Raw genomic sequence first — 26,395 nt, 5'->3', positions numbered from 1 at the left:
TTTTTAGAGTTAAAATGAAAGTCTTGGCACTAAAGGTCAACAAAATATTTCATAAATTAAAAGGAATCCGAAATGATCAAGAAGTGGTTATCCCTGGCCGCAATGATTGTAACCTTTGCAGGTATGAGTTTGATGCTGATGGGTTGCGATCCGGTGCTTAGCGGGGCCCTGGTCCACATGCAGCAGGATGATTATGATGGAGCTATTAAGGTGCTCAATGACGGGATCGCCCAAGCTCCGGGCAATGGGCAGTATCATGCCTTGCTGGCTCAATGTTATGTCAGCACCCGTAAGTTCAAGGAAGCCGGACCAGCCTATGAAATGGCCATCAAGAACTGGCCAGATAAGAGGGATTCTCTGATCAAGGTCCGGGATCATGAATGGGGATTATTGCTCGGAAGCGCTCAGAAGAACATGAAGCAGATGACTGTTGTGGCCCCGGAATCGGTAAAAGCCTATTCCGATAACGCCATTAAATATCTGAATCAGGCAGTGGATTTTGCACCGGATAAAGCCGACAACTACGCGGTTTACGGGTCATATTACAGCATCAGCGGCAATAACGAGGAAGCCAGGAAGATGTTTGAAAAGGCTGTTAAAATGGACCCCAACAATGTCAAACTGAATCTGACCATAGCCAAAAATCTTGCCCAAGCGGGGAATGCTGATGAGGCCATCAAATATTACAAAAAATATGTGGAGTTGAAGAAAGACGATTTTGAGGGATTTTTGGAACTGGGAAAAATCCATATGCAGAAAAAAATGTATGCTGAAGCAGTTGAAGCTTTTGTAAAAGCTTCAACTTTAAAGAAAGACGATTTTTTAAGTTTTTATTTCCTGGGCAGTGCCTACCTGCAGGTCGGTAAATTTCAGGACGCAATTCAGGCGTTTACAGCTTCTTCTGTGATCGATCCCAACAACAAGAACGTATGGTATAATCTGGGGCAGGCATATTATAGTGCCAAGGATTATCCAAAAGCAGCCGAAAATTTTGACAAAGTAGTGAAGATAGACAATAAAGACCTGGAGGCTTGGGTGTTTGTGGGCTACTTGTCTGAAAAAATGAAGGATTATCAGAAAGCGCTGGATGCCTACAAAACCCTGGTAACACTAAAACCAGAATCGGTAGAGTACTGGGGAAGCCTTTCCCAGGTATACGGCAAGATGGGCCGCAAGGCAGAGGCAGAAGATGCCGCCAAGAAAGCCAAAGCCCTGGAAAAGAAATAAGCTTTTGTTTTGTTTCCCAAAGATGGCAGCTTGATCAGGCTGCCATCTTTTTTTAAAAGTGCCTGAATGTATTCTCATTTTTAAGTTGAATTCAAACCCGCAAACATATATAATTTCTCCATGAGCAAGAATCTTAATTCCCGATCGGGGCCAAGCACCAAGACCAAAGCTGTAAGTATCGGCGGGCTGCACATCGGCGGTGGGCACCCCGTTTCCATCCAGTCCATGACCAATACCGACACCGCTGACCAGAGGGCAACTTTGACGCAGATCAAGCGGCTGGAGAAAGCCGGCTGCCAGATCGTACGTTTGGCCGTGCCTGACCAGGAAGCGGCCCGGGCCTTAAAACAGATCCGGCAGGGGACTAAAATGCCGCTGGTGGCCGACATCCATTTTGACCACCGCCTGGCCCTGCTGGCTCTGGAGGCCGGGGTGGACAAACTGCGGATAAACCCCGGCAACATAGGCTCCAGGGACAAGATCAAACAGGTGGTCAAAGCCGCCGCCCTGAGGGGCGTTCCCATCAGGATCGGGGTCAATGCCGGGTCGCTGGAAAAGGACATCCTGGCCAGGCACGGCCGCCCCACCGCGTCAGGGCTGGTGGAAAGCGCTTTGCGGCATGTTGCAATCCTGGAAGACCTGGGCTTTACCGATATAGTGATCTCGCTCAAAGGCTCGGAAGTGCCCATGACCATCGAGGCATATCGCATAATGTCCCGAAGATCCAAATATCCCCTGCATCTGGGGATCACCGAGGCCGGTACGGCCTATGCCGGGGCCATTCGTTCAGCGGTGGGGATCGGGTCGCTTTTGTCACAGGGAATCGGGGACACAGTCCGGGTCTCTCTCTCCGGCGACCCAGTCAAGGAAGTGGAGGCGGCCCGGATCATCCTGCAGTCCCTGGACCTGGGAAGCTTCGGGCCGGTGGTGCTGGCCTGTCCCACCTGCGGCCGGGCCAGGATAGATGTGGCTGGGATAGCTAGCCTGGTGGAGAGAAAAATCAAGAACTTCAAAACCCCGTTAAAGATCGCAGTGATGGGATGCGCCGTAAACGGACCGGGCGAGGCCCGCCAGGCCGACATCGGCATCGCAGGCGGAAACAAAGGCCGGGGGCTGCTGTTCAAAAAGGGGAAGGTAGCGGAGATGGTGGATGAAAAAATGATGGTGGAAAGACTGCTGGCTGAGATCAGTATAATATCACAACAATAAAACCCCGGAAAATTAAGGAGGGATCATGGCTTCGGGTAAAAAAATATTCTTCATAGTCCTGATAGCGGCCGGAGTGCTGTTGTTCGGGCTGACCATGGCGGCCATCGTCTGGTCATCATTCTCCCAGAGCAGGGGGATGGATGTCAGTTACGGCAAGTACGTGGGCATTATAGAGGTGAACGGGGCCATAATCTCTTCCGATGAAACAGTCAACCTCATAAAAAAATACCGGGACAACAATGCCATCAAAGCCGTTGTGCTGAGGGTTCAAAGTCCGGGCGGCGGGGTGGCGGCCTCCCAGGAGATATACCAGGCCCTGAAAAACACCGCGGAAACCAAGCCGGTGGTCTGCTCAATGGGTGAGGTGGCGGCCTCGGGCGGCTATTACATAGCCTGCGCCTGCGATACCATCGTAGCCAATCCCGGCACCCTGACCGGCTCCATCGGGGTGATAATGGAGTTCATGGTGGCCGAGGAACTGATCAAAAAAGTGGGGTTGAAATTTGAGGTGCTGAAGGCCGGGCAGAACAAGGATCTGGGCACGCCCTTCCGCCAGATGACACCGGAGGAGCGGGCGCTGCTCCAAAGCATGATAGATGACGTTCACGGCCAGTTCATAGAGGCCGTGGCCGAGGGCCGAAAGATTTCACCCGATTCGGTCAGGGTGTACGCTGACGGCAGGGTCTTCAGCGGCCGCCAGGCTTTGGCCCTGCGGCTGGTGGATAAGATGGGGACACTGGAGGATGCCATTACCCTGGCGGCCGGGATGGCTGGGTTAAAAGAAAAACCGAAGATCTTCCGGGAACGCAAAAAAAAGCCCACCCTATTCGACCTGCTGGTGAAAGGGGTGGACGAGATCTCAAACCTGGACAACAGCGGGGTGCGACTGCAATACCGGATGGTCCGTTAAAAAAAGCATTTTATAATCTTGACATATTTTGTTTCTTTGAGTATAATTACCAATAATGCGGGCGTAGCTCAGTGATAGAGTGCTACCTTGCCAAGGTAGACGTCGAGGGTTTAAATCCCTTCGCCCGCTCCATAAAAATCAAGCGAATCCCTCCCCGTTTGGGGAGGGATTTTTTTGAAAATAGCCCAACTTTACAACAATGAAAACAAACAGCCCCTTCCCGATCAATCGGGAAGGGGCTGGACTTGATGGCTGGTGCCGAGGGTCGGAGTCGAACCGACACGATCTGTAGATCGAGGGATTTTAAGTCCCTTGCGTCTGCCAGTTCCGCCACCCCGGCATTTTTTTGTCACCAGTACTATAGCAAAATGTCAAGGCATACTGATGATCTGTGAGCCTTTGATGACTGGAGGCGGCTAGCGGGTTCGAACCGCTGAATAACGGTTTTGCAGACCGTCGCCTTACCACTTGGCTAAGCCGCCTGAACACATATGGCAATTTTAGCAGTTTTCTAGAGATAAGTCAAGAAAATCAAGCTTAAGCGGTCGGCTGACTAAGTCTTTATTTACTTGACTGAAAGCCCAATTTGAAATATACTTGAACGGCAATAGTAACGCCAATAAACCACGGGAGGTTAACGCCATGAATAACATAATGCGGATCATTCTGCCAATATTTGTGTTAGCTTCATCGGCCGCTGCGGGCCAGGATGACCGGGAGATCAGCCTGACCGTATACAACAACAATCTGGGGCTGGTAAGCGAGGTCAGGCAGCTCAGCCTTAAAAAAGGGACATCTGAGATCAAGATCACCGATGTTCCATCCCAGATCGACGCGACCTCGGTCTTTTTCCAGTCTCTGTCAGATCCCGACAAGGTGGCAGTGCTGGAGCAGAATTACCAGTATGACCTGGTGGGGGCCGCCAAACTTCTGGAGCGTTACATAGACCAGAATATCAAAGCTTACGGAGCCGGAGGGAAGGTCTATGAAGGAAAACTTTTGGCCTACGACGGGGCCAGCATCGTATTGAACACCGGCAGCAACATCATCACCCTGAGGCTGACCGATAACCTCCAGAACTTTGAGTTTCCCAACCTGCCCCAGGGCCTGATCACCAGGCCCACCCTGATGTGGCTGGTGGACAACCAGGGTCCGGCCTCCCAAAAATGCCGGATATCATACCTGACCGCCGGGATATCCTGGCACGCCGAATATGTGGCGCTACTGGCGGAGGATGAGAAGACGCTGGACCTGGGAGCCTGGATCTCGCTGGAGAACAACTCCGGAGCGTCTTTTCAGCAGGCCCGGCTTAAGCTGGTGGCGGGGGACGTCAACCGGGCCCAGGGGCCGCAGCGGCGCTATCCCTCGGCCAAGGCCGATCTCCAGTCGGCCTCTCCCCAGTTTGAAGAGGAGAGCTTTTTCGAATACCATCTTTACACCCTGCAGCGCAAAGCCACCGTGGCCAATAATGAGGTCAAGCAGATCTCCCTTTTCCCCAATACCCGGGCCGGCTGTAAAAAATTGTTCACCTATGACGGAGCCAGCAGCGGGAAAAAGGTCACGGTCCAATTGGAATTCAAAAACGAAAAAAGCTCAGGGCTGGGAATGCCCCTGCCGGCCGGGAAGATCCGGGTCTATAAAAAGGACGACGGCCAAAGCCAGCAGTTCGTGGGCGAGGACCGGATCGAGCACACCCCCAAGGACGAAAAGGTGCGGATCACTTTGGGCAGCGCTTTTGACATAGTAGGAGAAAGGACGCCCAAGGAATACAAGCGGATCAGCGACAGGACCCAGGAGCAGACGGTGGAAGTGAAACTGCGGAACCACAAGAATGAGGGGGTCGAGATCATCGTGGTGGAGCACCTTTCCGGGGACTGGGAGATCAGGTCCAAGACCCACGAATTTAAAAAAAGGGACGCCCAAACCGTGGAATTCAAAATCCCGGTGGCCAAAGACGGGGAAACCGTCCTCAGCTACACCGTCAGATACAAATGGTGATGTTGCAAACTTGGCGGCCGTCCAATTATTTGGGGCTTTTAATTGCAAAACATCTTGACGCGCCATTTAAATACTGCTATAATTAAAATCTATTTTGCGGAGAAACCAAAATGTACGGCGAAGGTAAGATCAAGGGATACTTAAAGCTGGCCTTGTCCGCTTCCCGGGCCGATCAGCTGGAGGCGGTGATCATGGCGGAGGACTCCCGCCTGACCCGTTTCGCCAATTCATATATCCACCAGAACGTTTCCGAGAGCAATGTCCTGCTTTCCATCCGGGCGGTGACAGGCAAGAAGATTGGGGTGGCCTCCACCAACATTCTGATCCCCGAGGCCATCAAACAGACCGTCAGCCAGGCCTGCCAGATAGCCTCCATCCAGAAGGAGAATTCCGATTTTATCTCCCTGCCGGAACCAGCCGGGGTCCAGTCCGGAAACTGGAACCTGCTGGTTCCCCGCACCGAAAAATACACGGCCCGGGAAAGGGCATTGGCGGTAAAGGTGATCTGCGACCGGGCCAACAAATTCGGGGCCAAGGCCTACGGGGCTTTTTCCACCGGGGTGGCGGAACTGGGTGTCGCCAACTCGCTGGGGATAATGCAGTACAACTGTTCCAGCGACGCCAACATCAATACCGTGGTGATGACCGAAACCGGTTCCGGCTACGGCCAGGGAGCCTCCCGGGATGTGGCGAAGATCAACATCAAACAGATTGCCGAAAGCGCGGTCAAAAAGGCGGTGGAGAGCCAGCATCCGACGAAGCTAAAGCCAGGGGCCTATCCGGTGGTGATGGAGGGCATGGCCGTGATCACCCTGCTGGAATTCCTCAATTACACCGGTTTCTCGGCCATGGCGGTCCAGGAGGGGCGCAGTTTCATGGGACTGAACATGGGAAAAAAGATCGTCAGCCCCAAGGTCACCATAGTCGATGATCCCCGCAATGGCCGCGGTTTTGCCTTTCCCTTCGACTTTGAAGGCGTGCCCAAGCAAAAGGTGACCCTGATCGAAAAAGGCGTGGCCCGCAATGTGGTCTATGACTCCTTCACCGCCAACAAGGCCGGGCAGAAGAACACCGGGCATGCCCTGCCGGCCCCGGCATACTATCCGATGGCAGGCAACCTGGAAATGAAGGGCGGGGATTCCTCTCTGGAAAAGATGATCTCCTCCACCGGACGGGGGGTATACATTACCCGTTTTCACTACTGCAACCTGATAGATCCTATGCAGGTCTCCATAACCGGAATGACCAGGGACGGCACCTTTCTGATAGAGAACGGAAAGATCACCAAGCCGGTAAAGAACCTGCGTTTTACCGAAAGCGTACTGAGGGCCCTTTCCAATGTTTCGGCCGTTTCCCGCCAGACCACTTTGGTCACCGAAGGCGGAGGCTACGGGCACCGCTTTGCCGCGGGAACATTGGTGCCGGCCCTGAAGATAGACAAGTTCAACTTCACCGGCAAAACAGATTTTTAGCACGGTATCCCGGAACCAGTCATGGCTGATATTTCTACCCCTGCCAGCTGTTATCCATTTTCCATAATTTAATAAACGGAGAGATGTCCGAGTGGTCGAAGGAGCACGTCTGGAAAGCGTGTATACCGCAAGGTATCCTGGGTTCAAATCCCAGTCTCTCCGCCATACTTCGCCATAAATAAGGCAGGCAGGTAGAGGCTTCCTCTGGCAGGCCAGACTAAATCGTTAAAAACACGAATGGTATTATCCTCTGGGCTCCTGTTCCATTTCGGCAGAGGTTACAATGAGCCTAGTCGAAGTGCTTAGTACAAGCTTTTTGTGGCAAGGACGGCTATTATCTGCTTCCAAACAAAAACGAAAACAATAACCCAACCGAAGCGGGAAATATGAAAGCATTGATCACCGGCATTACCGGGCAGGACGGATCGTACCTGGCCGATTTTCTTTTAGCCAAGGGCTATCAGGTTCACGGCATGGTGCGGCGGGCCTCCACCGAAAGCTTTGACCGGATAGAGCACATCAAGGACAAGATCATTTTCCACCAGGCCGACCTGCTGGACCAGCTCTCCATCATCACCGCCATCAAAGAGGCCCAGCCCGACGAGATCTACAACCTGGCCGCCCAAAGCTTCGTGCCCACTTCATGGGACCAGCCGGTGCTGACCGGGGAGTTCACCGCCCTGGGGGTCACCAGGATGTTGGAGGCGGTCCGGCTGGTCAACCCCAAGATCAAGTTCTACCAGGCTTCCAGCTCCGAGATGTTCGGCAAGGTGCGGGAGACCCCCCAGACCGAGCTGACCCCGTTTCATCCCCGCAGCCCCTACGGAGTAGCCAAGGTCTACGGCCACTGGATCACCATCAACTACCGGGAATCATACGACATCTTCGCCTGCTCCGGTATCCTGTTCAATCACGAGTCGCCGCGCCGGGGCAAGGAGTTCGTAACCAAGAAGATCACTGATCACGTGGCCCGGATAAAGCTGGGGTTGACCGATGAGCTGCGGCTGGGCAATCTGGACGCCAAGCGGGACTGGGGATTTGCCGGTGACTATGTAAGGGCCATGTGGCTGATGCTGCAGCAGGACCAGCCGGACGATTTTGTGATCGCCACCGGCCACACCCATTCGGTCAAGGATTTCTGCCAAATTGCCTTTGACCACCTGGGGTTGGATTACAAAAAATACGTCAAGATCGATCCCAAATTCGTCCGCCCGGCCGAGGTGGATTTGCTGCTGGGTGACCCGGCCAAGGCCCAGAAAAAGCTGGGCTGGAAACTGGAAGTATCCTTCGAACAATTGGTGAAGATGATGGTGGACCACGACCTGGAATACTACAAAAAGCTGGCCAAGTGAAATTCTTCATCACCGGCATAGAGGGATTCGTCGGTCACTACCTGGCCCAAGATCTTTTAGATAACGGGCATCAAGTGGGGGGGAGCTATATTGATGACCAGGCCGCCTCCGACCTGACCGGAAAATTTAAGCTGTATCAGGTTGATCTCCGCCGGCCAGAACAAATAGATAAAGCCCTAAAAGACTTCTGTCCCCAGGTGATATTCCATCTGGCCGCCCAGAGTTCCCCGGCCCTTTCCTTTAAAATCCCCCAGCTTACCTTTGAAGTGAACCTGATCGGTACGGTCAATCTGCTGGAGGCCGTAAGAGGTTTAAAGGAAAAATGCCGCCTGCTGCTCATCAGTTCCTGCGAAGTGTACGGTCCGACGGTAGGTGATAAACCGCTCTCCGAAACCGGGCCCTATAATCCCATCAGTCCCTATGCCTCCAGCAAAGTTTTTCAGGAAATGACCTGTCTGCAGTATTTCAGAACCTACAGTTTGGAGACCATCGTGGCCAGGCCCTTTCCCCATACCGGACCGGGCCAGCCACACAGTTTTGCCCTGCCTTCATTTGCCCGGCAGATAGCCGGAATCGAAAAAGGGAATAGGGATGCGGTGATCAGGGTCGGCAATCTTTCGGCCCGGCGCGATATCTCCGATGTCCGTGATGTGGTCCAGGCCTACCGGCTGCTGGCTGAAAAGGGGCGCCCGGGAGAGGTTTACAACGTCAGCTCCGGCCAGGCGGTCTCCATGGAGGAAGCTCTGAAGCAGATGCTGAAGATGAGCACAGTATCCATAAAGACCGAGACCGATCCATCATTGCTGCGTCCGGCGGATGTTCCGCTGCTGTGGGGCGATCCTTCCAAACTCAAGACCGAAACCGGCTGGATCCCTTCGTTCCTGCTTAAGGATACCCTGGAGAGCCTGTTGGATTACTGGCGGAAGCAAGACTAAACTCAAAAATTTGAGGTGATAGATGATAGAGGGGGTAAAAGTCAAGAAGCTCAAGGTCATCCCCGACGAGCGGGGACGGCTGATGGAAATGCTCCGCTGCGATGATGATCTATTCACCAAATTCGGCCAGGTCTACTTAAGCACCACCTACCCCGGAGTGGTCAAGGGCTGGCATTATCACAAACTCCAGGCCGACAACATCGTCTGTGTAAAAGGGATGCTGAAGCTGGTGCTGTATGACGAACGGGAGAACTCGGCCACCAAAGGCGAGGTCAACGAATATTTTTTGGGTGAGCACAACCCCCTGCTGGTGCAGGTTCCCAAAGGGGTCTATCACGGCTGGAAGTGCATCTCGGAATCGGAAGCCTTCGTCATCAATTGTCCCACCGAGCCATACAACTACAACCAGCCCGATGAATACCGGGTGGATCCCCACAGCAGCGACATTTCCTACCAGTGGGAGCGCAAGGACGGCTGACCCATGGAACAGGGAACGGATGTTGGGAACGGAAAACACTAATCTGCGAACAGACAACTTTATCAAGTATGAATAAAACAATTATGGTCACCGGCGGGGCCGGTTTCATTGGCAGCCATTTTGTGGATCATATGCTGGCCAAGTATCCGGAATGCCGCATCGTGGTATACGACAAACTGAACTATCGCGGCAATATGGACAACCTCAAGGAAGCCGGAAAAAATCCCCGCTATGCCTTTGTCAAAGCTGACATCTGCGATGCTCAGGCGGTGGGCGAGACGGTTGAAAAGCACAAGATCGACGTAATTGCAAATTTCGCGGCCGAGACCCACGTCGACAGGTCCATCATGGACCCCGATGCCTTCATCAAGACCGATGTCTACGGCACTTATGTGCTCCTGGAGGCGGTCAACAAATACAAGCTGGAGCGGTTCCACCACGTTTCAACCGACGAGGTCTACGGCCAGGTGATGACCGGAGCCTCCAAGGAAACAGATCCTTTTGAAGCGCGCAGCCCGTATGCCGCCAGCAAGGCCGGCGCCGAACTGCTGGTGTTTGCCTATTTCACCACCTACGGCACCCCGGTAACCATCACCCGCGGGGCCAACAACATCGGGCCGCGCCAGTATCCGGAGAACGCGGTGCCGCTTTTCTGCACCAACGCCATAGACGATCAGCCCCTGCCGATGTACGGCGACGGCAAACAGGTGCGCCAGTACCAGTATGTGATGGACCATGTGGAGGGGATCGAGACGGTGCTGCTGAAAGGCCAGGTGGGCCAAGCCTACAACTGCGGGCCGGACAGCGAAACCCCCAACATAGTGATGGCGACCCGGATGCTGGAATTACTGGGCAAGCCGGCCAGCCTGATAAAATACGTAGCCGACCGTCCGGGGCACGACCGGCGCTATTGCATAGATTCATCCAAACTGAAGGCCCTGGGCTGGAAGCCGGGCCACAACTTTGAACAGGCGCTCAAGCTGACCGTCGATTGGTACCGGGACAATGAATGGTGGTGGCGTAAGCTGAAGAGCGGCGAGTACAAAGAATATTACCGTAAATGGTATGGCCAGCGGCTGGCTGATGCCAAGTGATATGGCCGCCGAATCAAGGGTTATCGAACCGGTTCGGGTATCATTGAAAAAGGGAAATCTTTACGAAAGGCTTTAAGGTAATGGACCTGAAGACCAAGATAGAAGCGCATAAGGCCACGGTGGGCGTGATCGGCCTGGGATACGTGGGCCTGCCGCTGGCAGTGGAGTTTGGCCGGGTGGGCTTTAACGTGATCGGCATTGACGTTGACCAGAAGAAAGTGTCCTCCATCAACTCCGGCAGGAATTACATCGCCGACGTGGACGACCAGTTGCTGAAAAAGCTGGTCAGCACGAAAAAGCTCAAGGCCACCGGGGATTACCAGGCGCTTAAAAGCTGTGATGCGGTGTTGATCTGCGTCCCCACCCCGTTTACCGCCACCAAGGACCCCGACATCAGCTACATAATTTCCTCTACTAAGGATATAGCCCGGTATCTTCACAAAGAAATGCTGGTGGTGCTGATCAGCACTACTTATCCCGAGACCACCACCAAAGTGGTCAAGCCGATCCTGGAGAAGACCGGCTTGAAGGCCGGGAAGGATTTTTACCTGGCCTTCTCCCCGGAGCGGATCGATCCCGGCAACAAGAAATTCGGCATCGCCAACACCCCCACCGTGGTGGGGGGCCTGACCCCAAAATGCGGGGAGCTGGCCGGCCTGCTTTACCGGCAGATCATCAGCCAGGTGGTGATGGTCTCCTCGCCCTCGGCCGCCGAGATGACCAAGCTGCTGGAGAACATCTTCCGCAGCGTCAACATAGCCCTGGTGAACGAGCTGGCCTGCCTGTGCGAGCGGATGGAGGGGGTGGACATCTGGGAGGTGGTGGACGCCGCAGCCACCAAGCCCTACGGCTACATGCCGTTCTATCCCGGCCCCGGTCTGGGCGGCCACTGCATCCCCATCGATCCCTATTATCTGGCCTGGAAGGCCAAGGAATATGACTTTCATACCGACTTCATAGAGCTGGCGGCCGAGACCAACGAGAACATGCCCTATCACGTGGTGGACAAGGTGATCAGCGCCCTTTCCGACATCGGGCTGGCGGCCTCCCGGTCCAAGGTGCTGGTGCTGGGAGTGGCCTTTAAAAAGGACATCGACGACACCCGCAGCAGCCCGGCCATCAAGGTGATAGAGCTTTTGCGGCCCAAGGTAAAGTCGCTGATCTACAACGATCCCTGGGTGCCGAAATTCTCGGAACATGGGATGTCCTTGACCTCGGTTCCATTGACCCAGAAGCTGTTAAGGTCGGTGGATTGCGTCCTGATCACCACCAACCATTCCGAATATGACCTGAAGATGATAGTAAAGAATTCCAAATTGGTGGTGGATACCAGGAATGCCACCAAGGGAATAAAAAGCCCCAAAATCGTCAAGATCGGGCGGAAACAATAAACCCGGGTCGTTTTAAGGCTTACCCTTTGTAATTCATCGGTTTAATGTCTTGACAAATCAAAGTATTTGAGGTAAAATTAGCTATCTGAAAAAACGATAATAACCCAGCAAGGAGCTAAATTAGGGCGCCATTAAAGTTTGAGGTTTCTAAAAAACAGAGAATTTACGGCCAAACAGCCATTGGTTGTTTTGTTTTTTAGCCTTGGCTTTATAACTAAACAGGCGCCCTGTTTTTATACCTTAGTCACATTTCAACGGCAATAGTAAGGTATTAAATATCCGGACGCCTAAAATATCGGGCATCCGGATTTTTATTTGGAGGAAATCAATGGGAAGATCATTGCAGAAGGCGGCAGCATTTGTTTTGGCTTTGCTTTTAAGCGGCGTTCCCCAGGCCATTGGCCAGCAGGTTATGCCGGTGGAGGCCAAGGAGAAACCGGTCATCAAGGTACAGGTGCTGGGGCAGGTAAAGAATCCCGGAATTTATGCAGTGCCACCTTATGAGAGGGTTTCCACCGCCTTTGCCATGGCCGGGGGGGCCAGCGAGCAGGGCTCGCTAAGGACCATAGTACTGACCCGCCACGGCCAGGCCATAGACACTCTGGACCTTTACAGCTATCTGGCCTTCAACCAGCAGTCGGAGAATCCCAAGGTGGAGGACGGGGACATCATCTTCGTTCCGGTGGTCCAGAACGCGGTGCGTGTGGCCGGCCAGGTCTGGAAACCCGGCAGCTACGAGGTAAAGCCGGGCGAAAGGCTTTTGGATGTGATAACCATGGCCGGCGGATTTACACCGGTGGCCACCAAGGAGGACATCAAGATCGAGAACATCGCCCGGCCCGGGGAAGTGGCCAGCATCAGTTATACCAAGTTGGTGATAGACAACGATCAGGCCGTTAATGTCCTGCTGAAGGAAGGAGACGTGGTGACAGTGCCCACCGCTCCGACCACGGTAACGGTGGTCGGCCAGGTGCAGAAGGGCGGAACCTTTGTCTTTGAACCGGGAACGGTCATCAGCTATTACCTGGGGATGGCCGGAGGCTACGGGGACAGGGCCAGTACCAGCAACATAAAGATCAACCGCTGGGGCGGAAGGTCACTGAGCGCCAAGGAATCCACACCGGTGGAGCCGGGCGACGTGGTGATAGTGGGTGAGATGCAGATCAAGGGCTGGCGGGATTATATCTCGGTGACCGGGCAGCTGCTGACCATGTTCTTCATAGTCTGGTCGGTGACCAAGTAGAACACAAGCCACAGAGACTCAGAGACACGGAGGAAAATTCAAACTTTTGGAGATATCGATATCATGATAAACAGCTTTTATGATCTGCTTTACCTGTTGGTCAAAGAACGCAGGAAGATCATTTACATTACCCTGGCTTTTACAGTATTTGCGGCCGGGCTAAGCCTGGTGATCCCGGTAAAATACAAGGCTACAGCCACATTGATGCCGCCGGTTAATCAGGGCGTGAATTTGATGAGCCTGGCCCTAAAAGGGAGTTTTACCAGCGACCCGGAGATCGGCGGGGTGGGATTCATGCCGGGTATGGTCACTCCTTCTGATGTTTTCGCTTACATGCTTAAAAGCGGTACCATAGCTGGAATTGTCATTGACGAGTGCGGTCTGGTGGAGCATTACAAGAAGGATAAGGTCTTCGCCAAGGATCCCCAAAAGGCCATGTACAATGTAAGTTTAAAACTTTCCAAGGCCACCGCCGTAAAAGTGGGGGAAGAGAGATTCATCACTATTACGGTGGAAGATAAAGACAAGAATAAGGCGGCCGAGATAGCCAACTGCTACGGCACAGCATTGGACCGGGTATACACCGGTCTGACCATGAACCAGGGCCGCAAGGCCAGGGAGTTCATAGAGAAAAGGCTGGACCAGGAAGAAGCATTGTTGAAAAAACTGGAAGACTCGTTGAATGTCTTTCAAAAGCGATTTCGCACGGTTTCGTTGAATGATGAAATGAAGGCGGTGATAGAGATGTCGGCGGCCTTGGAGGGCAAGATCGTAGGACAGAGGATTGAGATGGAGGCCATGAAATCCTACGGCACGGCCGAAAACCCCCAGATCATGAGTTTGGAAAACCAGATAAGCAAGGCCGAACAGCAGTTGAATGAATTGATGAAGGGAAGCAAGAACAAGAACCTTTTTGTTCCTTTTGCCAGCGCCCCAGACATAGGGATGGAACTGGGCCGCCGGATGCGGGATGTGAAGATACACCAGGAGGTATATGGGCTTTTGGTCCAGCAGTTGGAGCAGGCCAAGATAATGGAAGCCAAGGATACGCCTAAGATTCAGTTTTTGGAAAGGGCTACTCCGCCGTATAAAAAGAGCTGGCCGAAACGGTCAATCATTACTATAATGGGTATGATGATAGGTTTAATTATGGGCGTTTGTGCAATTATTGTAAATTATGCCTTTGATTATTATTCACATGATCCAATTTACAAAGAACGATTTATGGCATTAAAGAGCATTTTAAAATAGAAAAAGGCAGTAGACCCTCGCAATCACCAATAATCTGATAAAAATATTGTTAAAAATGTGTATTTCCAATAAAATACTAACTATATTTATTTGTATAGGGTTGGGAATTTTGTTAATGGTTGTATTCCAAATGTGGGTTCCAATTATTGTTCTTTTTGGAATAGCCATGTTAGTGTTAATATTGTTATTGTTTAGGAAACGACCTGAAGTCATTATTTTCATAAGTATACTACTTAATTTTGCACCAGCCCCTTCAATTATGAAAGCAAGTTATGTGCTAATGTGTATAACGTTTTTCTACTTACTTCTCAATAGAATGTATAGGAAGCAACAAATTATTAGTTTTGATATTGTAACCGTTTCATGGTTGATAATTATTCTGTTAGGACTATTTACCGTTGCAAAATGGCATTTTTTATATCTAGGGATTCAATGGTATACAACTTTAGCCATTATCCCCTTTATGCTTTATGTTTTGATACAGGATGAATATATCTCAAATGAAGGACAGCAATGGATATTAGTAAGAGGTTTACCATTCTTGTTCGGGTTTATAGTGATAGAGGCAATAATCGCTTTTATGTCCATATTGGTACAAAATGATTTAAATGTCAGTGCTTTTACATTTGCATTGTTTCGTAAATTATCGATACCGGGGAATGGAAGCAATCGATTAGCCGATATCCTTATTTTTATTGCAGTGTTCGGGTATACCAGTATGGATTTGTGGAAAGGGCGATGGGTGAAAAATATTTTTATGCAATTTATTGTCGTTTCTGCTTTTTTTATAGCACTTACAATGATGTCACGAGGGTCATTAGTCGGGTTATTCATGGCTGTTGTAACTTTTATATTCGGGAAAATGTTAACAGATAAAAAAATAAAAATATTGCCAATAATCATCTCTCTGTTAACAGTATTATTTCTGCTTAGGCCATTCATTAATCAAATAATATTTCGAGTGCAAAACATAAAAGTTGACTTTTCAACGTTGTATCGTTTATCAATGTGGTGGGATTGCTTGGTGCAAATAAAAAATGGGATATTTATCGGAACAGGCCCTGGTCAATTCCCTTATCGAATATTTAACGAAATACATGATGATCCCCACAATATGTTGTTGCGATATGGTGTTGAATTCGGTGGAATCAGTATTATATTAATGATGGCAATACTTGCGTTTCCGTTCTATCTATTTTTTAAAAAATATCGCAGTGATCCTAAAACCACAATGGCAATATTTCTTCTTTTTGCTCCTGCCTTGCTAGGTACACTGATGCATAGCCAAATAGATTATATAATAAACTCCAAGAGTTATGGTCCATTTTTCTGGTTAATGTGGGCAATATGTATAAAAATGTTGTCAAGCAATGTACAGCTAAACAAAACAAATTCTTTTGATTATTTGCCAAATCATGAGTGAACGTAAAATAATATTAGAAAATATGTTTTCATTAATGGGTGTGCAATTCATTAATTATGCCTTCCCATTGATTACATTCCCATATTTAGTTAGAGTGCTTGGAATTGATGGATTCGGGTTATACACATTTGTATTCTCGTTCAATCAATATTTTACGACATTAACAGATTACGGCTTTAATTTGACAGCCACGAGGGATGTTTCGATTGCTCGCGATAATAAACAAAGGCTTTCGGAAATATTCTCATCGGTCATGGCTGTAAAAACTTTATTTTTTATTATTAGCATATTTATAATGGTACTAGTTGTATTTGCTGTTCCGAAATTTACAAATGATTGGAAACTTTATACTGTTTCATTAATTAGTGTTTTGGGTAATTTAATATTTCCAGTATGGTATTATCAAGGTATAGAATTAACAAAATATATCGCAATATTTAATGTAATAGCAAAAATAATCACAACCGCATGTATATTTATTTTTGTGAACACTAAAAATGATCTGTTCTTGTTGGTTGTTATTCAGTCTATGGGAGTAATAATTGCAGCAACAATCAGTTTGCTGGTAATAATAAAATACAGACCGATAAAATTGATAATACCCGAAAAAAATGATCTTATAAAAACAATAATAGACGGAAAGGATGTGTTTTTAACAATCCTTTCTTCAACGCTTGTAAATAATACAAACATATTTCTCCTTGGTATAATGACAAACAATCAAACAGTGGGATATTTCGCAGTTGCTGATAAAATAGTAAAAGTATTCATTGCATTATGTGCGCCTATAAGCACAGCAATATTCCCAAGGGTAAGTAAATTGTTTTGTGAATCTCGTGAAAACGCAATCAAGTTTTTAAGAAAAGTATTGTTTTGGGGAGGAATTACTTTTTTTGCGATCTTTCTGACATTAATACTTTTCCCTGATATATTTATACAAATGATTACTGGCAGTCATTCAGCCCATATAAATAAACTTATAATGATCATGGCTATATTGCCATTAAGCATTTATATTGATAATATTTATGGCACTCAAATACTAATTAATATAGGGCGTACAAAGGATTTCTTAATGTCAGTTCTTATTCCTGGCTTGATATCTCTCGTTTTGTCATTTATATTTGTTCCCATGTATAAAGATTCTGGAACGGCATTTATTTATTTAATATCCGAAATAATGATATTGTTATTAATGATTCGTTTTGTCCGGAAACAAGGGATATATCTTTTACGATTGGGATGGTTATAATATGCGCATTGCAGTTTGGCATAACTTGCCGAATGGTGGTGGTAAAAGAGCGCTGTATGATCAGGTTAAAGGATTGCTATCATTAGGGCATCATGTAGAAGCATGGTGCCCATCAACAGCAGACCGCGAGTATTTACCATTAGATCAATTGATTACAGAGCATGTGTTGCCGATTGGTGAAGCTATGACGCTACCAGGGAACGTCGGAAATAAACTGATGCGATTGATTCGTAAATGGAAGCTATATCGGGAACTTGACATAAGTTGCCGTCGCTGTGCAGGTGAAATCAGGTTGGGTGGTTATGATGTATTATTGGCGCACCCTTGTCAATATTTTAGTGCTCCACACATTGGGAGATATTTAGCTATTCCTAAAGTGCTTTATTTACAAGAGCCGTGTCGTGTACTATATGAAGCATTGCCAGAGTATCCCTGGAAAGCCCGTGAGAAATATCGACGCGGCGAAAATATTAGTAATTACTTGATCAACACAATTGAAGATCACATAAGAATACATCAGATGCGTTTTAAAGTAAGGGAGGAATATCGTAATGCTGCTTCCTTTGATGATATTCTTGTAAATTCATATTTTTCCAGGGAAAATGTGTTGCGGGCGTACGGTCTTCAATCAAGCGTATGCTATTTAGGCATAGATGCCGATCATTTTATGCCCGACGAAGGTGTTATTAAAAGCAACATTGTAATCACAGTTGGTGCAATAGCCCCAAGTAAAAACATTGGTTTTATTATCAAAGCCCTTTCATTATTAGGTCCGGATAAGCCTTCCTTAGTTTGCATTGGTAATGGCAGTAATCAAGATTATAAAGATAAGCTAATTGAAGAGGCCCTGCAATCAAATGTAGTTGTAGAATTTATGACTAATGTTAGCGATAAAACAATGTTGCAGTATTTAAACAAGTCAAAAATATTTTTATATGCACCGCGCTTAGAACCTTTTGGGTTTACTCCATTAGAAGCAAATTCATGTGAAATCCCAGTTGTTGCAATTGCTGAAGGTGGGCTAAGGGAAACTATAATCAACAATGTTAACGGGATTTTGGTTGATTATTCACCATCACAAATGGCAGATGCAATTAAGTATTTACTCAATAATCAGAGTGTCAGGGAATCACTTGGGAAAAACGGGAGATTGCAGGTAAAAGAAAAATGGTCATTGCACATTGCAACAAAGCACCTTGAACAGCTGTTGGAAAAGGCGTGTCAGAATAAAAACAACAAAGGAATGCCACCGGTTAAAGTTTGTTAGCTTTTGTTAAACTTTTAAATATACATTACATAGGGGCAATTAAATGTCATTAGGAAAATATGATTTAGTTGTTGCGTATCGTATTTATCCGTTAGTGTCGAAAACCCCGTTCGTCCATAAAACAGATAAATATAAATTATCAGAGGTATGTCTTTGTTCATTTAAGAAAGCTCTTGGGCCATTAAAAGTTAAAATGTTTGCCATTTTAGATAATTGCCCTTACGAATATAATGAATTATTCCACAAATATTTTAGTGAAGATGATCTCGAGATCGTAAGAGTAAATGGTGTTGGGAATAAAGAGACTTTCAAAAAACAAATAGAATTGTTGTTGTCTCAAAACCAATCGGAGACAATCTATTTTGCTGAGGATGATTATCTTTACTTGCCAAATAGCATTGTCCACATGGTTGATTATCTAAATAATGTTGAAAATGTTGACTTTATTTCTGTTTATGATCATCTTGATTTATATACATATGAATTACATAAACACAACAACTATTTACAATTATTTGGGGATCATCATTGGAGAACAGCAAATTCTACTTGTCTAACATTTATTACAAAGAAAAAAATATTAGAGCAAACAAAGAAAGTGTTTTTAAGTTATTCAACAGGGAATCTTGATGCGAGCCTTTGGATTAGCTTAACAAAGCATAAACTAAATGTTGTAAAATGTCTATTTTATTATTTTACTGATATCGAGATGTTTCGAATCATTGCGAAAGCTTGGTATTATTGTTGGCCATATATATTATTTGGCAAAAGAAGAAAACTCTGGATACCAATACCTGCATTAGGGACACATGTTGAAAAAAAATATTTAGCACCAACAATTAACTGGAAAAAATATATTTCTGGTTAAGAAATATTATAAATATGTTATCATGGTATCTATGAATGTCGATGTAGCTATAGTAATTGTCAATTGGTGTAAAGCTGATCTGACAATTAAGGCAATTGAAAGCATTAAGTATGACCCTAATATAATAGTTAAAATTATTGTTGCGGATAATGGTTCCAATGATGATTCCATTGAAAAATTAAAACGTCTTTCAAATATTGATTTAATGCCATTGGATAAAAATTATGGTTATGCCATAGGTAATAATATTGCAACCAGGTATGCAATAAAGAATTATAATCCCAACTATATACTGTTGTTAAATAATGATGCAATTCTATCCCCCAATACGCTAAATCTATTTATGAAATTCTCAGAAACAGCTGCGATATTGGCACCCAAAATATATTATTATAATTCAGATATTATATGGGCATGCGGAGGATATGTTAAGAACAAGCAAGCGATGGCTATGAATATTGGACAGGATGAATGTGACAGGAATCAATTTAATATTATAAGGGATGTTGATTTTGCCAGTGGTTGTGCTATGTGGATAGATACAAAAGTAATTAAAGGAATAGGTTTGCTGGGAGAAAAATATATTAGTTATTACGAAGATGTTGACTATTGTTTGCGTGCCAGGAGATCTGGTTACTCAATAAAATATGTGCCAGATATTGTTGTTTATCATCATACCGGGGCAACTTCAGGAGGTGAATATAATAGTTATCAAAGTTATTTCCGTTGGCGTAATAGATTATTGCTTAACCAATCAAATGGCACTCAAATTCATAAAATAGTATTCATGATAATCTTACCTATAATAATCATAAGGGATTCGTTTAAATATGTATCTCGTGGCAAACACAGAGAACTAATTGAAGCTTATAAAGGGTTGCTAAGTGTGATCCAATATGGTAAATGATCTGAGAGGCGCAATTAATGTCATATAGAAGTAAAAATATATGAAGATTGCTGTTTGGCACAATCTGCCAAGTGGTGGAGGGAAAAGGGCTTTATATAACCACATTTGTGGTTTAATTGAGAGAGGGCATGATATTGAAGTATGGCAACCGTCATGTGCTGATAGGTCATTTCTTGATTTATCTGCAAAGGTAAAAGTGACAATTACTGATTGTAAGTATTATGATAAGCAAGCAGTAAGCAAGTATGATAAACTAAAGAGATTGATAGGGCATCGGCTAAATATAATTAATTTAAAAAATAATGCTATCAAAAGTGCCTCTCAATTATGTAATACAGAATACGATTTATTGTTTGCCAACACTTGCCAATTTATGGCTTCGCCGTTTATTGGCCGCTATTCAAATCTGCCATCTGTTCTTTATTTGCAAGAACCTAAAAGATCAATATTTGAGGCAAATAATAACAATCCATTAGCCTTGCCTAATGTCCCAAAAGGATTGTCGCAGATTCCATCTTTCATCGAGGATATGGGGGTGCATGAGTTCTATAAATTGAAAGCCAGAGAAGAAATAACTAACGCGCGTGCCTTCAAAAAGCTACTTGTAAATTCTTACTTCAGCCGTGAAAGCGTTCTTCGTGCTTATGGAATAAATTCCGAGGTATGTTATTTAGGGGTCGATACAAACTTATTTAAAACTGATAATTTAACTCATAAAGACAATTATATTATAATGGTAGGTTCAATTACCAAGAACAAAAACATTGATTTCATTGTTAACGCCATGGGCCACATAGCAGAGCCACGACCATTATTAGTGATAGTATCAAATTTCATAAATAATGAATATCAGAATATGATTATACGACTTGCTGAAGACAGGTGCGTACCCATAAAAATACTATCAAATGTAACAGACCTGCAGTTGGTTGAATTGTATTCTAATGCAAAAATGCTGACTTATGCACCCCGGTTGGAACCATTTGGTTACGCTCCTTTGGAAGCAAATGCCTGTTCCCTTCCAGTTGTTGCTGTTAAAGAGGGTGGTGTGCGTGAAACAATTACAAATGGGATAAATGGGTTATTAGTAGACGCTGAACCTGAGTCAATGGCTGATGCGATCAACGATCTATTGTGCAATTCCCGTAAGGCAATTGAACTTGGTGAAAACGGAAGAAGAATTGTTGCTGAAAAATGGTCGTTAGATAACGCTAACGATCGGTTGGAAGCAAAATTAATTAACGCAATCAAATAAACGCCATAGTTGATATGAATAACATCTATGTTATTATTCTAAATTGGAATAATTTGCATGATACCCTGGAGTGTGTTAACTCTCTAAAGAATAGCTCTACTATTGTTTCCAAGATTATTATTGTCGACAATGGATCTACCGACGATTCAGGCAGAATACTTAAAGAGAAATATGTAGATGAAAGGTCAATAGAATTTATCGTTAATGATAAGAACGAAGGTTTTAGCAGAGGTATAAATATTGGCGTTATAAAGGCCATTAAAGAAAACCCGGATTATATATTATTGTTAAATAATGATGCTTTCTTGGATGTTAATTGTATAAATAATTTACTAAAGGCCTTTGTTGCAAATAATAGATGTGGTGTTGCAGGCCCCAGGATATTTTATTCTCACAAAAAAGACATAATTTGGCAAGGTGGCGGCCATTTTAATTGTTGGACTGGGGGAAATGTTGTGCCCGAAAAAAATAGAATTCCCAAAGTGTTTAAAGATGAATATGTAAATGCTACTTTTATGACGGGTTGTATAATGTTAATAAAACGAGAAGTATTTGAAGAAATAGGTTTGTTAGATGAAGATATATTCTTTTATGAGGAGGATGTTGATTTTTGTCTCCGAGCTGCAAAAGCGGGATTTAAACTTATTTATGTTCCTTCTGCTGTCGCCTGGCATAAGGTAGAAGGGATAAGAATTACGCCATTTGCATTTTACAACAGAGCAAGAAGCAGAATAATTGTTCTGAGAAAAAATTTCAATATTATTTATGTTTGGTATGGCATATTATTGCATATTATATTATTTACGCCATATAAGATTTATCAGTCTATTAAATCTGATACGCCATTAGAGACCCTTGTTGCTTGGTTCAAAGGGAGTATTGATGGTGTTTCTGCAAAATTACATTATAAGGAAACGAGTTTAAATAAAAAATGAATATATTGTTTTTAAACCCACCCTTTCTCAATAAATTCTCCCGCGAACAGCGCAGCCCAGCCGTTACTAAAAGCGGCACATTTTACTACCCAATGTGGCTGGCCTTTGCCGCCGAAGCCCTCGACCAAAAGGGCCATCAGGTGAAGCTGATCGATTGCCCGGCAAAGGGCCTGGCCTGGGAACAGGTTGAAAATACGATCAAAGAGTTCAACCCCAAACTGGTCGTCATTGACACCAGCACCCCCAGCATTTTCAGCGATGTGGAGACCGGGGCCAGTATTAAGGAGCTTCTGCCTGCATCCTTCGTGGTCTTGGTCGGACCCCACGTCTCAGCCCTGCCCGAGGAAAGCCTGGGCTTGAATGGATCCATAGACGCCGTAGCCATGAGGGAGTATGAAGACACCCTGGTAGAACTGGCGGCAAAATTGGGCTCCGGCCAATCTGTCAGCGATGTCAAAGGCCTGGTTCTCAGGACTGGCGGAAAGATCATTAAAACCGGGGAGCGGGAGCTGAGGGTGGATGTTGATTCCCTGCCGTTCGTCAGCCAGGCATATCTTAAACACCTGGATTACAAGGATTATTTTTACGCCCACAGCCAGTATCCCATAATCACCGTCATCACCGGCCGGGGTTGCCCCTATCAGTGCGTCTATTGCGTTTATCCCCAGGTGTTCTGCAGTCACAAGCCGCGTCTCCGGTCCATACCCAATGTAGTGGACGAGATCCAGTTTATTTTAAAGAATTTCCCCGACGTCGAGGAACTTATGTTCGAAGACGACACCCTGACCTTCAACAAGAAAAGGTGCCTGGAGTTCGCCGAAGAGATCCTTCGCCGGGGAATCAAGATAAAGTGGTCGGCCAATTCCCGCTGCGATGTGGACCTGGAAACCATGGTAATGCTGAGGAAAGCCGGGGCCCGGCTTTTCTGCGTGGGAGTGGAAAGCGGCGACCAGGCAGTGCTGGACCAGATGAAGAAAGCCATGAAGGTGGAGCGGGTCAGACAGTTCTTTAAGGACGCCAAAAAGGCCGGGATAAAATTGCACGGCTGCTTTATGGTAGGCAATCCCGGAGAGACAAAAGATACTTTGGAGACGACCCTGAAATTCGCCAAGGAGCTTAATCCGGACACAGCCCAATTTTTTCCGATAATGGTCTATCCCGGGACCGAGGCCTATCAGTGGGCCAAGAGCAACGGCTTTCTTACCACCAGCGATTTCAGGGAGTGGCTGACGCCGGATGGGATGCATAACAGCATAGTCAGCCGGCCGGGATTGTCCAATACCGAATTGGTGGAGTTCTGCGACCGGGCCAGAAAAGAGTTCTACATACGCCCGTCATATATCTTCCGTAAAATGATCGACGGTCTTACCGATCTCCAGGAATTCAAGCGTTTGGCCAAGGGGGGGTGGACCCTGGGACGGCATATTTTCCGGGGTACATACGGAGGCGGCAAAAAGTGAGGACCTCGGTAATCATTCCGGCTTATAATTCAGAAAAAACAATAGGGCAATGCCTGGAGGCACTTTCGAACCAGACTGCCGGCAGATCAGACTATGAGATAATTGTAGTGGACGACGGCTCGACCGACGGAACCGCTGAGATCGCTGGCAAATACACCGGTATAAAATTGCTTAAACAGGGTAATGCCGGGCCGGCCGCAGCCAGGAACAACGGCGCCAAGGCGGCTCAGGGGGATATCATACTTTTCACGGATGCTGATTGCGTCCCGGACCCAGATTGGATAAATCACATGCTTCTTCCGTTTGAAAAAGAACAGGATTTATGCGGCGCCAAGGGGATATATAAGACCAGGCAAAAAGAGCTGGCCGCCCGTTTTGTTCAAATTGAATACCAAGATAAGTATGATCTTTTAAGGAAATCCAAGTATATTGATTTCATAGATACATACTCCGCCGGATTTAAACGGGATGTTTTTTTGCGTTTTCAGGGATATGATACCAGTTTCCCAGTGGCCTGCGCAGAGGACGTGGAGTTATCCTTTCGAATGTCTAATGCCGGTTTGAAAATGGTATTCAACCCCCAGGCTGTTGTCTATCATACTCATCCAAGCACCTGGATCAGTTATTTCAAAAAGAAATACAAGTTTGCCTATTGGCGGATGGTGGCGGTCAGGAAAAATCCCAACAAAATGATCAAAGACGGACATACACCTCAATTGATGAAACTGCAAACCCTGCTGTTCCCGCTTTTAATGATAGCAGCTGCGCTTTGGGTCTTCGATCAAAAACTAAAATTTATACCAGCCGCGGTTTTGTTCTCTTTTCTTCTGTCCACCATTCCTTTCACGATCAAGGCTGTCAAACGCGATCTAACTGCGGGGATATTAAGCCCTCTTGTTTTGATGGGACGTTCATTGTTTCAGTTCGCCGGTATAACCGGCGGTCTGTTCAAGACCATTACAATAAATAAATAATAACAAATTTATATATGAAGCAATAATGTTCACCCGCAAAGGCCAGCTGACATTCTCCGGCATCCTAATGCTGATGGATGCCCTGATCATCTTCCTGTCCTTCACCATCTCCTACTGGATCCGCTTCCTCTCCGGCTGGATACTGGTGCCCAAGGGCATCCCCCCCTATTTCTATTATTTCAGCGCCTCGGTGGCGGTGGGGATCCTGTGGGTTTTCATTTTTTGGATGGTGGGCCTGTACGAAAGCCGCCAGATCATGACCAGCGACGAGGAGATCTACCGGGTGGCCAAGGGAACGGTGGTGGGGCTGGTGGCCATCATGGCCTTTTCCTTCTTTTACCGCGAGGTGGTATGGTCCCGCCTGGTGCTGGGCCTGGCCACCATCATCGGCTTTGTGCTGCTTTCCATAGAACGGATCATAGCGGTGAAGGTTTACCGCTGGCTGATGAGCAAATACGGACTGGGGCTTAAAAGAGCGGGGCTGGTGGGCAACGGGGAGACCGCCCAAAAGATACTGGAGCAGATAGAAAAACATCCGGAATACGGTTACCGGATCGATCTGCTGATCGGCATCTCCGATTGCTGCAACGCCTCGCAGCAGAATGGAAAACCCGGGATAAACCTGGCTAAGATCGAAGACCTTTCGGCTTTGGTGGACCAGCATTCCCTGGACACCCTTTTCATCGTTCTTCCCCAGCAGAACCAGGGGAAAGTGCCCGACATAGTCAATGCGATAGAACACCGCCAGATCGAGCTGAAATTCGTGCCCGACCTGATAGGGATTATCAGCCACGACACCAGCGTCTCCCAGCTGGGGGACATACCCCTGATCAACCTGCGGGTGGTGCCCATGTCCGACTGGGACCTTCTGATAAAAAGGGCCTTTGATCTGTCCAGCTCCGTTACGGCCCTGGCATTGCTCTCGCCGCTGATGTTAGTGCTGGCCGGCCTGGTCAAACTGGGATCCAAAGGACCGGCCTTTTACTCCCAGGAAAGGGTGGGCTATGACGGCACCACCTTTAAGATGTATAAATTCCGTTCCATGCGGATGGATGCCGAGGAACAGAGCGGCCCGGTCTGGGCCAAGGACGGCGATCCCCGGCGCACCCGGCTGGGAAGCTTCATGCGCAAATACAGCCTGGACGAACTGCCCCAGTTCTACAATGTCCTGAAAGGCGATATGAGCCTGGTGGGTCCCAGGCCGGAACGCCCGTTCTTTGTGGCCAAATTCAAGGAACAGATTCCACGCTATGCCTCGCGCCACAAGGTCAAGTCCGGGGTAACGGGCTGGGCCCAGATCAACGGTTTGAGGGGAGACACCTCGATTATCGAGCGGACCAAGTACGATATATTTTACATAGAACACTGGTCGTTGCTGATGGACATCAAGATATTGTTTAAGACCGTGATCCAGGTTTTGTTCCCCAATAACGCCTATTAAGTTGTTGCTTATTTATGGACTTTGACCGGTTTATTTGGTATAATTAAAAGATA

At 47.0% G+C, this 26,395-nt stretch carries 22 protein-coding genes and 4 tRNA genes; 24 read left to right on the top strand and 2 right to left on the bottom strand.

Translation table 11 applies throughout. The features are described from left to right. Positions 1–72 precede the first annotated feature (72 nt). The 4 genes from HZA73_10215 to HZA73_10200 all read left to right on the top strand — a co-directional run bounded on the left by HZA73_10215 (position 73) and on the right by HZA73_10200 (position 3,478). Positions 73–1,227: a tetratricopeptide repeat protein gene (locus tag HZA73_10215; GenBank protein MBI5806403.1), complete on the top strand. Its 1,155-nt coding sequence runs from the start codon at positions 73–75 to the stop codon at positions 1,225–1,227. Between the two features lie 120 nt (positions 1,228–1,347). After that, on the top strand, positions 1,348–2,436 hold the full coding sequence (gene ispG / locus HZA73_10210) for a flavodoxin-dependent (E)-4-hydroxy-3-methylbut-2-enyl-diphosphate synthase (GenBank protein ID MBI5806402.1): 1,089 nt from the start codon (positions 1,348–1,350) through the stop codon (positions 2,434–2,436). A 25-nt stretch (positions 2,437–2,461) separates the two neighbouring features. Further along, entirely contained in the window at positions 2,462–3,346 is an 885-nt protein-coding gene (gene sppA / locus HZA73_10205; protein MBI5806401.1) for a signal peptide peptidase SppA, read from the top strand. A gap of 57 nt (positions 3,347–3,403) precedes the next feature. Further along, positions 3,404–3,478, top strand: a tRNA-Gly gene (locus tag HZA73_10200). A 121-nt stretch (positions 3,479–3,599) separates the two neighbouring features. Here the strand turns inward: HZA73_10200 and HZA73_10195 are convergent. Further along, positions 3,600–3,686: transfer RNA gene (locus HZA73_10195), tRNA-Leu, on the bottom strand. Positions 3,687–3,753: 67 nt separating this feature from the next. Then, positions 3,754–3,828 (bottom strand) — tRNA-Cys (locus HZA73_10190). Positions 3,829–3,988: 160 nt separating this feature from the next. Here HZA73_10190 and HZA73_10185 point away from each other — a divergent pair. From HZA73_10185 to HZA73_10090, 20 genes are all read left to right on the top strand, one after another. Then, positions 3,989–5,344 carry a DUF4139 domain-containing protein gene (locus HZA73_10185; protein ID MBI5806400.1) on the top strand — a complete coding sequence of 452 codons (1,356 nt, stop codon included), beginning with the start codon at positions 3,989–3,991 and terminating at the stop codon, positions 5,342–5,344. A gap of 110 nt (positions 5,345–5,454) precedes the next feature. After that, positions 5,455–6,816 carry a TldD/PmbA family protein gene (locus HZA73_10180; GenBank protein ID MBI5806399.1) on the top strand — a complete coding sequence of 454 codons (1,362 nt, stop codon included), beginning with the start codon at positions 5,455–5,457 and terminating at the stop codon, positions 6,814–6,816. A gap of 77 nt (positions 6,817–6,893) precedes the next feature. Continuing rightward, positions 6,894–6,981, top strand: a tRNA-Ser gene (locus tag HZA73_10175). Positions 6,982–7,202: 221 nt separating this feature from the next. Beyond that, entirely contained in the window at positions 7,203–8,168 is a 966-nt protein-coding gene (gene gmd / locus HZA73_10170; protein ID MBI5806398.1) for a GDP-mannose 4,6-dehydratase, read from the top strand. Beyond that, positions 8,165–9,103 (top strand): GDP-mannose 4,6-dehydratase, encoded by a 939-nt coding sequence (locus tag HZA73_10165; protein MBI5806397.1) that lies wholly within the window; start codon positions 8,165–8,167, stop codon positions 9,101–9,103. Before gmd ends, HZA73_10165 begins: the two co-directional genes overlap by 4 nt. Before the next feature lie 22 nt (positions 9,104–9,125). Next, positions 9,126–9,581: a dTDP-4-dehydrorhamnose 3,5-epimerase family protein gene (locus HZA73_10160; protein ID MBI5806396.1), complete on the top strand. Its 456-nt coding sequence runs from the start codon at positions 9,126–9,128 to the stop codon at positions 9,579–9,581. Between the two features lie 68 nt (positions 9,582–9,649). Further along, a complete protein-coding gene (gene rfbB / locus HZA73_10155; protein MBI5806395.1) occupies positions 9,650–10,675 on the top strand; it encodes a dTDP-glucose 4,6-dehydratase in 1,026 nt (341 codons plus the stop codon). A gap of 80 nt (positions 10,676–10,755) precedes the next feature. After that, complete coding sequence (locus tag HZA73_10150) at positions 10,756–12,066, top strand: nucleotide sugar dehydrogenase (GenBank protein MBI5806394.1); 1,311 nt, start codon at positions 10,756–10,758, stop codon at positions 12,064–12,066. 328 nt (positions 12,067–12,394) lie between these two features. Then, entirely contained in the window at positions 12,395–13,309 is a 915-nt protein-coding gene (locus HZA73_10145) for an SLBB domain-containing protein (protein MBI5806393.1), read from the top strand. Between the two features lie 63 nt (positions 13,310–13,372). Next, complete coding sequence (locus HZA73_10140) at positions 13,373–14,560, top strand: hypothetical protein (GenBank protein ID MBI5806392.1); 1,188 nt, start codon at positions 13,373–13,375, stop codon at positions 14,558–14,560. A 115-nt stretch (positions 14,561–14,675) separates the two neighbouring features. After that, positions 14,676–15,983, top strand: a complete 1,308-nt coding sequence (locus HZA73_10135) for an O-antigen ligase family protein (protein ID MBI5806391.1) — start codon at positions 14,676–14,678, stop codon at positions 15,981–15,983. After that, positions 15,976–17,235 carry a flippase gene (locus HZA73_10130; protein MBI5806390.1) on the top strand — a complete coding sequence of 420 codons (1,260 nt, stop codon included), beginning with the start codon at positions 15,976–15,978 and terminating at the stop codon, positions 17,233–17,235. The genes HZA73_10135 and HZA73_10130 overlap by 8 nt, the downstream gene beginning before the upstream one ends. Before the next feature lies 1 nt (position 17,236). Next, the gene (locus tag HZA73_10125) at positions 17,237–18,502 is read left to right on the top strand and encodes a glycosyltransferase family 4 protein (GenBank protein MBI5806389.1); all 1,266 of its coding nucleotides are present in this window, start codon (positions 17,237–17,239) and stop codon (positions 18,500–18,502) included. A gap of 43 nt (positions 18,503–18,545) precedes the next feature. After that, positions 18,546–19,370, top strand: a complete 825-nt coding sequence (locus tag HZA73_10120; protein MBI5806388.1) for a glycosyltransferase family 2 protein — start codon at positions 18,546–18,548, stop codon at positions 19,368–19,370. A gap of 31 nt (positions 19,371–19,401) precedes the next feature. Then, positions 19,402–20,277: a glycosyltransferase family 2 protein gene (locus HZA73_10115; GenBank protein MBI5806387.1), complete on the top strand. Its 876-nt coding sequence runs from the start codon at positions 19,402–19,404 to the stop codon at positions 20,275–20,277. Positions 20,278–20,317: 40 nt separating this feature from the next. Then, positions 20,318–21,532 (top strand): glycosyltransferase family 4 protein, encoded by a 1,215-nt coding sequence (locus HZA73_10110; protein MBI5806386.1) that lies wholly within the window; start codon positions 20,318–20,320, stop codon positions 21,530–21,532. 14 nt (positions 21,533–21,546) lie between these two features. Next, complete coding sequence (locus HZA73_10105) at positions 21,547–22,467, top strand: glycosyltransferase family 2 protein (GenBank protein ID MBI5806385.1); 921 nt, start codon at positions 21,547–21,549, stop codon at positions 22,465–22,467. Continuing rightward, complete coding sequence (locus HZA73_10100) at positions 22,464–23,927, top strand: radical SAM protein (GenBank protein ID MBI5806384.1); 1,464 nt, start codon at positions 22,464–22,466, stop codon at positions 23,925–23,927. The genes HZA73_10105 and HZA73_10100 overlap by 4 nt, the downstream gene beginning before the upstream one ends. Then, positions 23,924–24,901 carry a glycosyltransferase gene (locus tag HZA73_10095; protein MBI5806383.1) on the top strand — a complete coding sequence of 326 codons (978 nt, stop codon included), beginning with the start codon at positions 23,924–23,926 and terminating at the stop codon, positions 24,899–24,901. The genes HZA73_10100 and HZA73_10095 overlap by 4 nt, the downstream gene beginning before the upstream one ends. Before the next feature lie 25 nt (positions 24,902–24,926). Then, a complete protein-coding gene (locus HZA73_10090; GenBank protein MBI5806382.1) occupies positions 24,927–26,342 on the top strand; it encodes an undecaprenyl-phosphate glucose phosphotransferase in 1,416 nt (471 codons plus the stop codon). Positions 26,343–26,395: the final 53 nt, after the last annotated feature.

The organism is candidate division TA06 bacterium, from assembly GCA_016235665.1.
Lineage (GTDB): Bacteria > Edwardsbacteria > AC1 > AC1 > EtOH8 > UBA5202.
The sequence above is the reverse complement of the archived record's forward strand: the minus strand, read 5'-3'. Positions and strand labels throughout refer to the sequence as shown.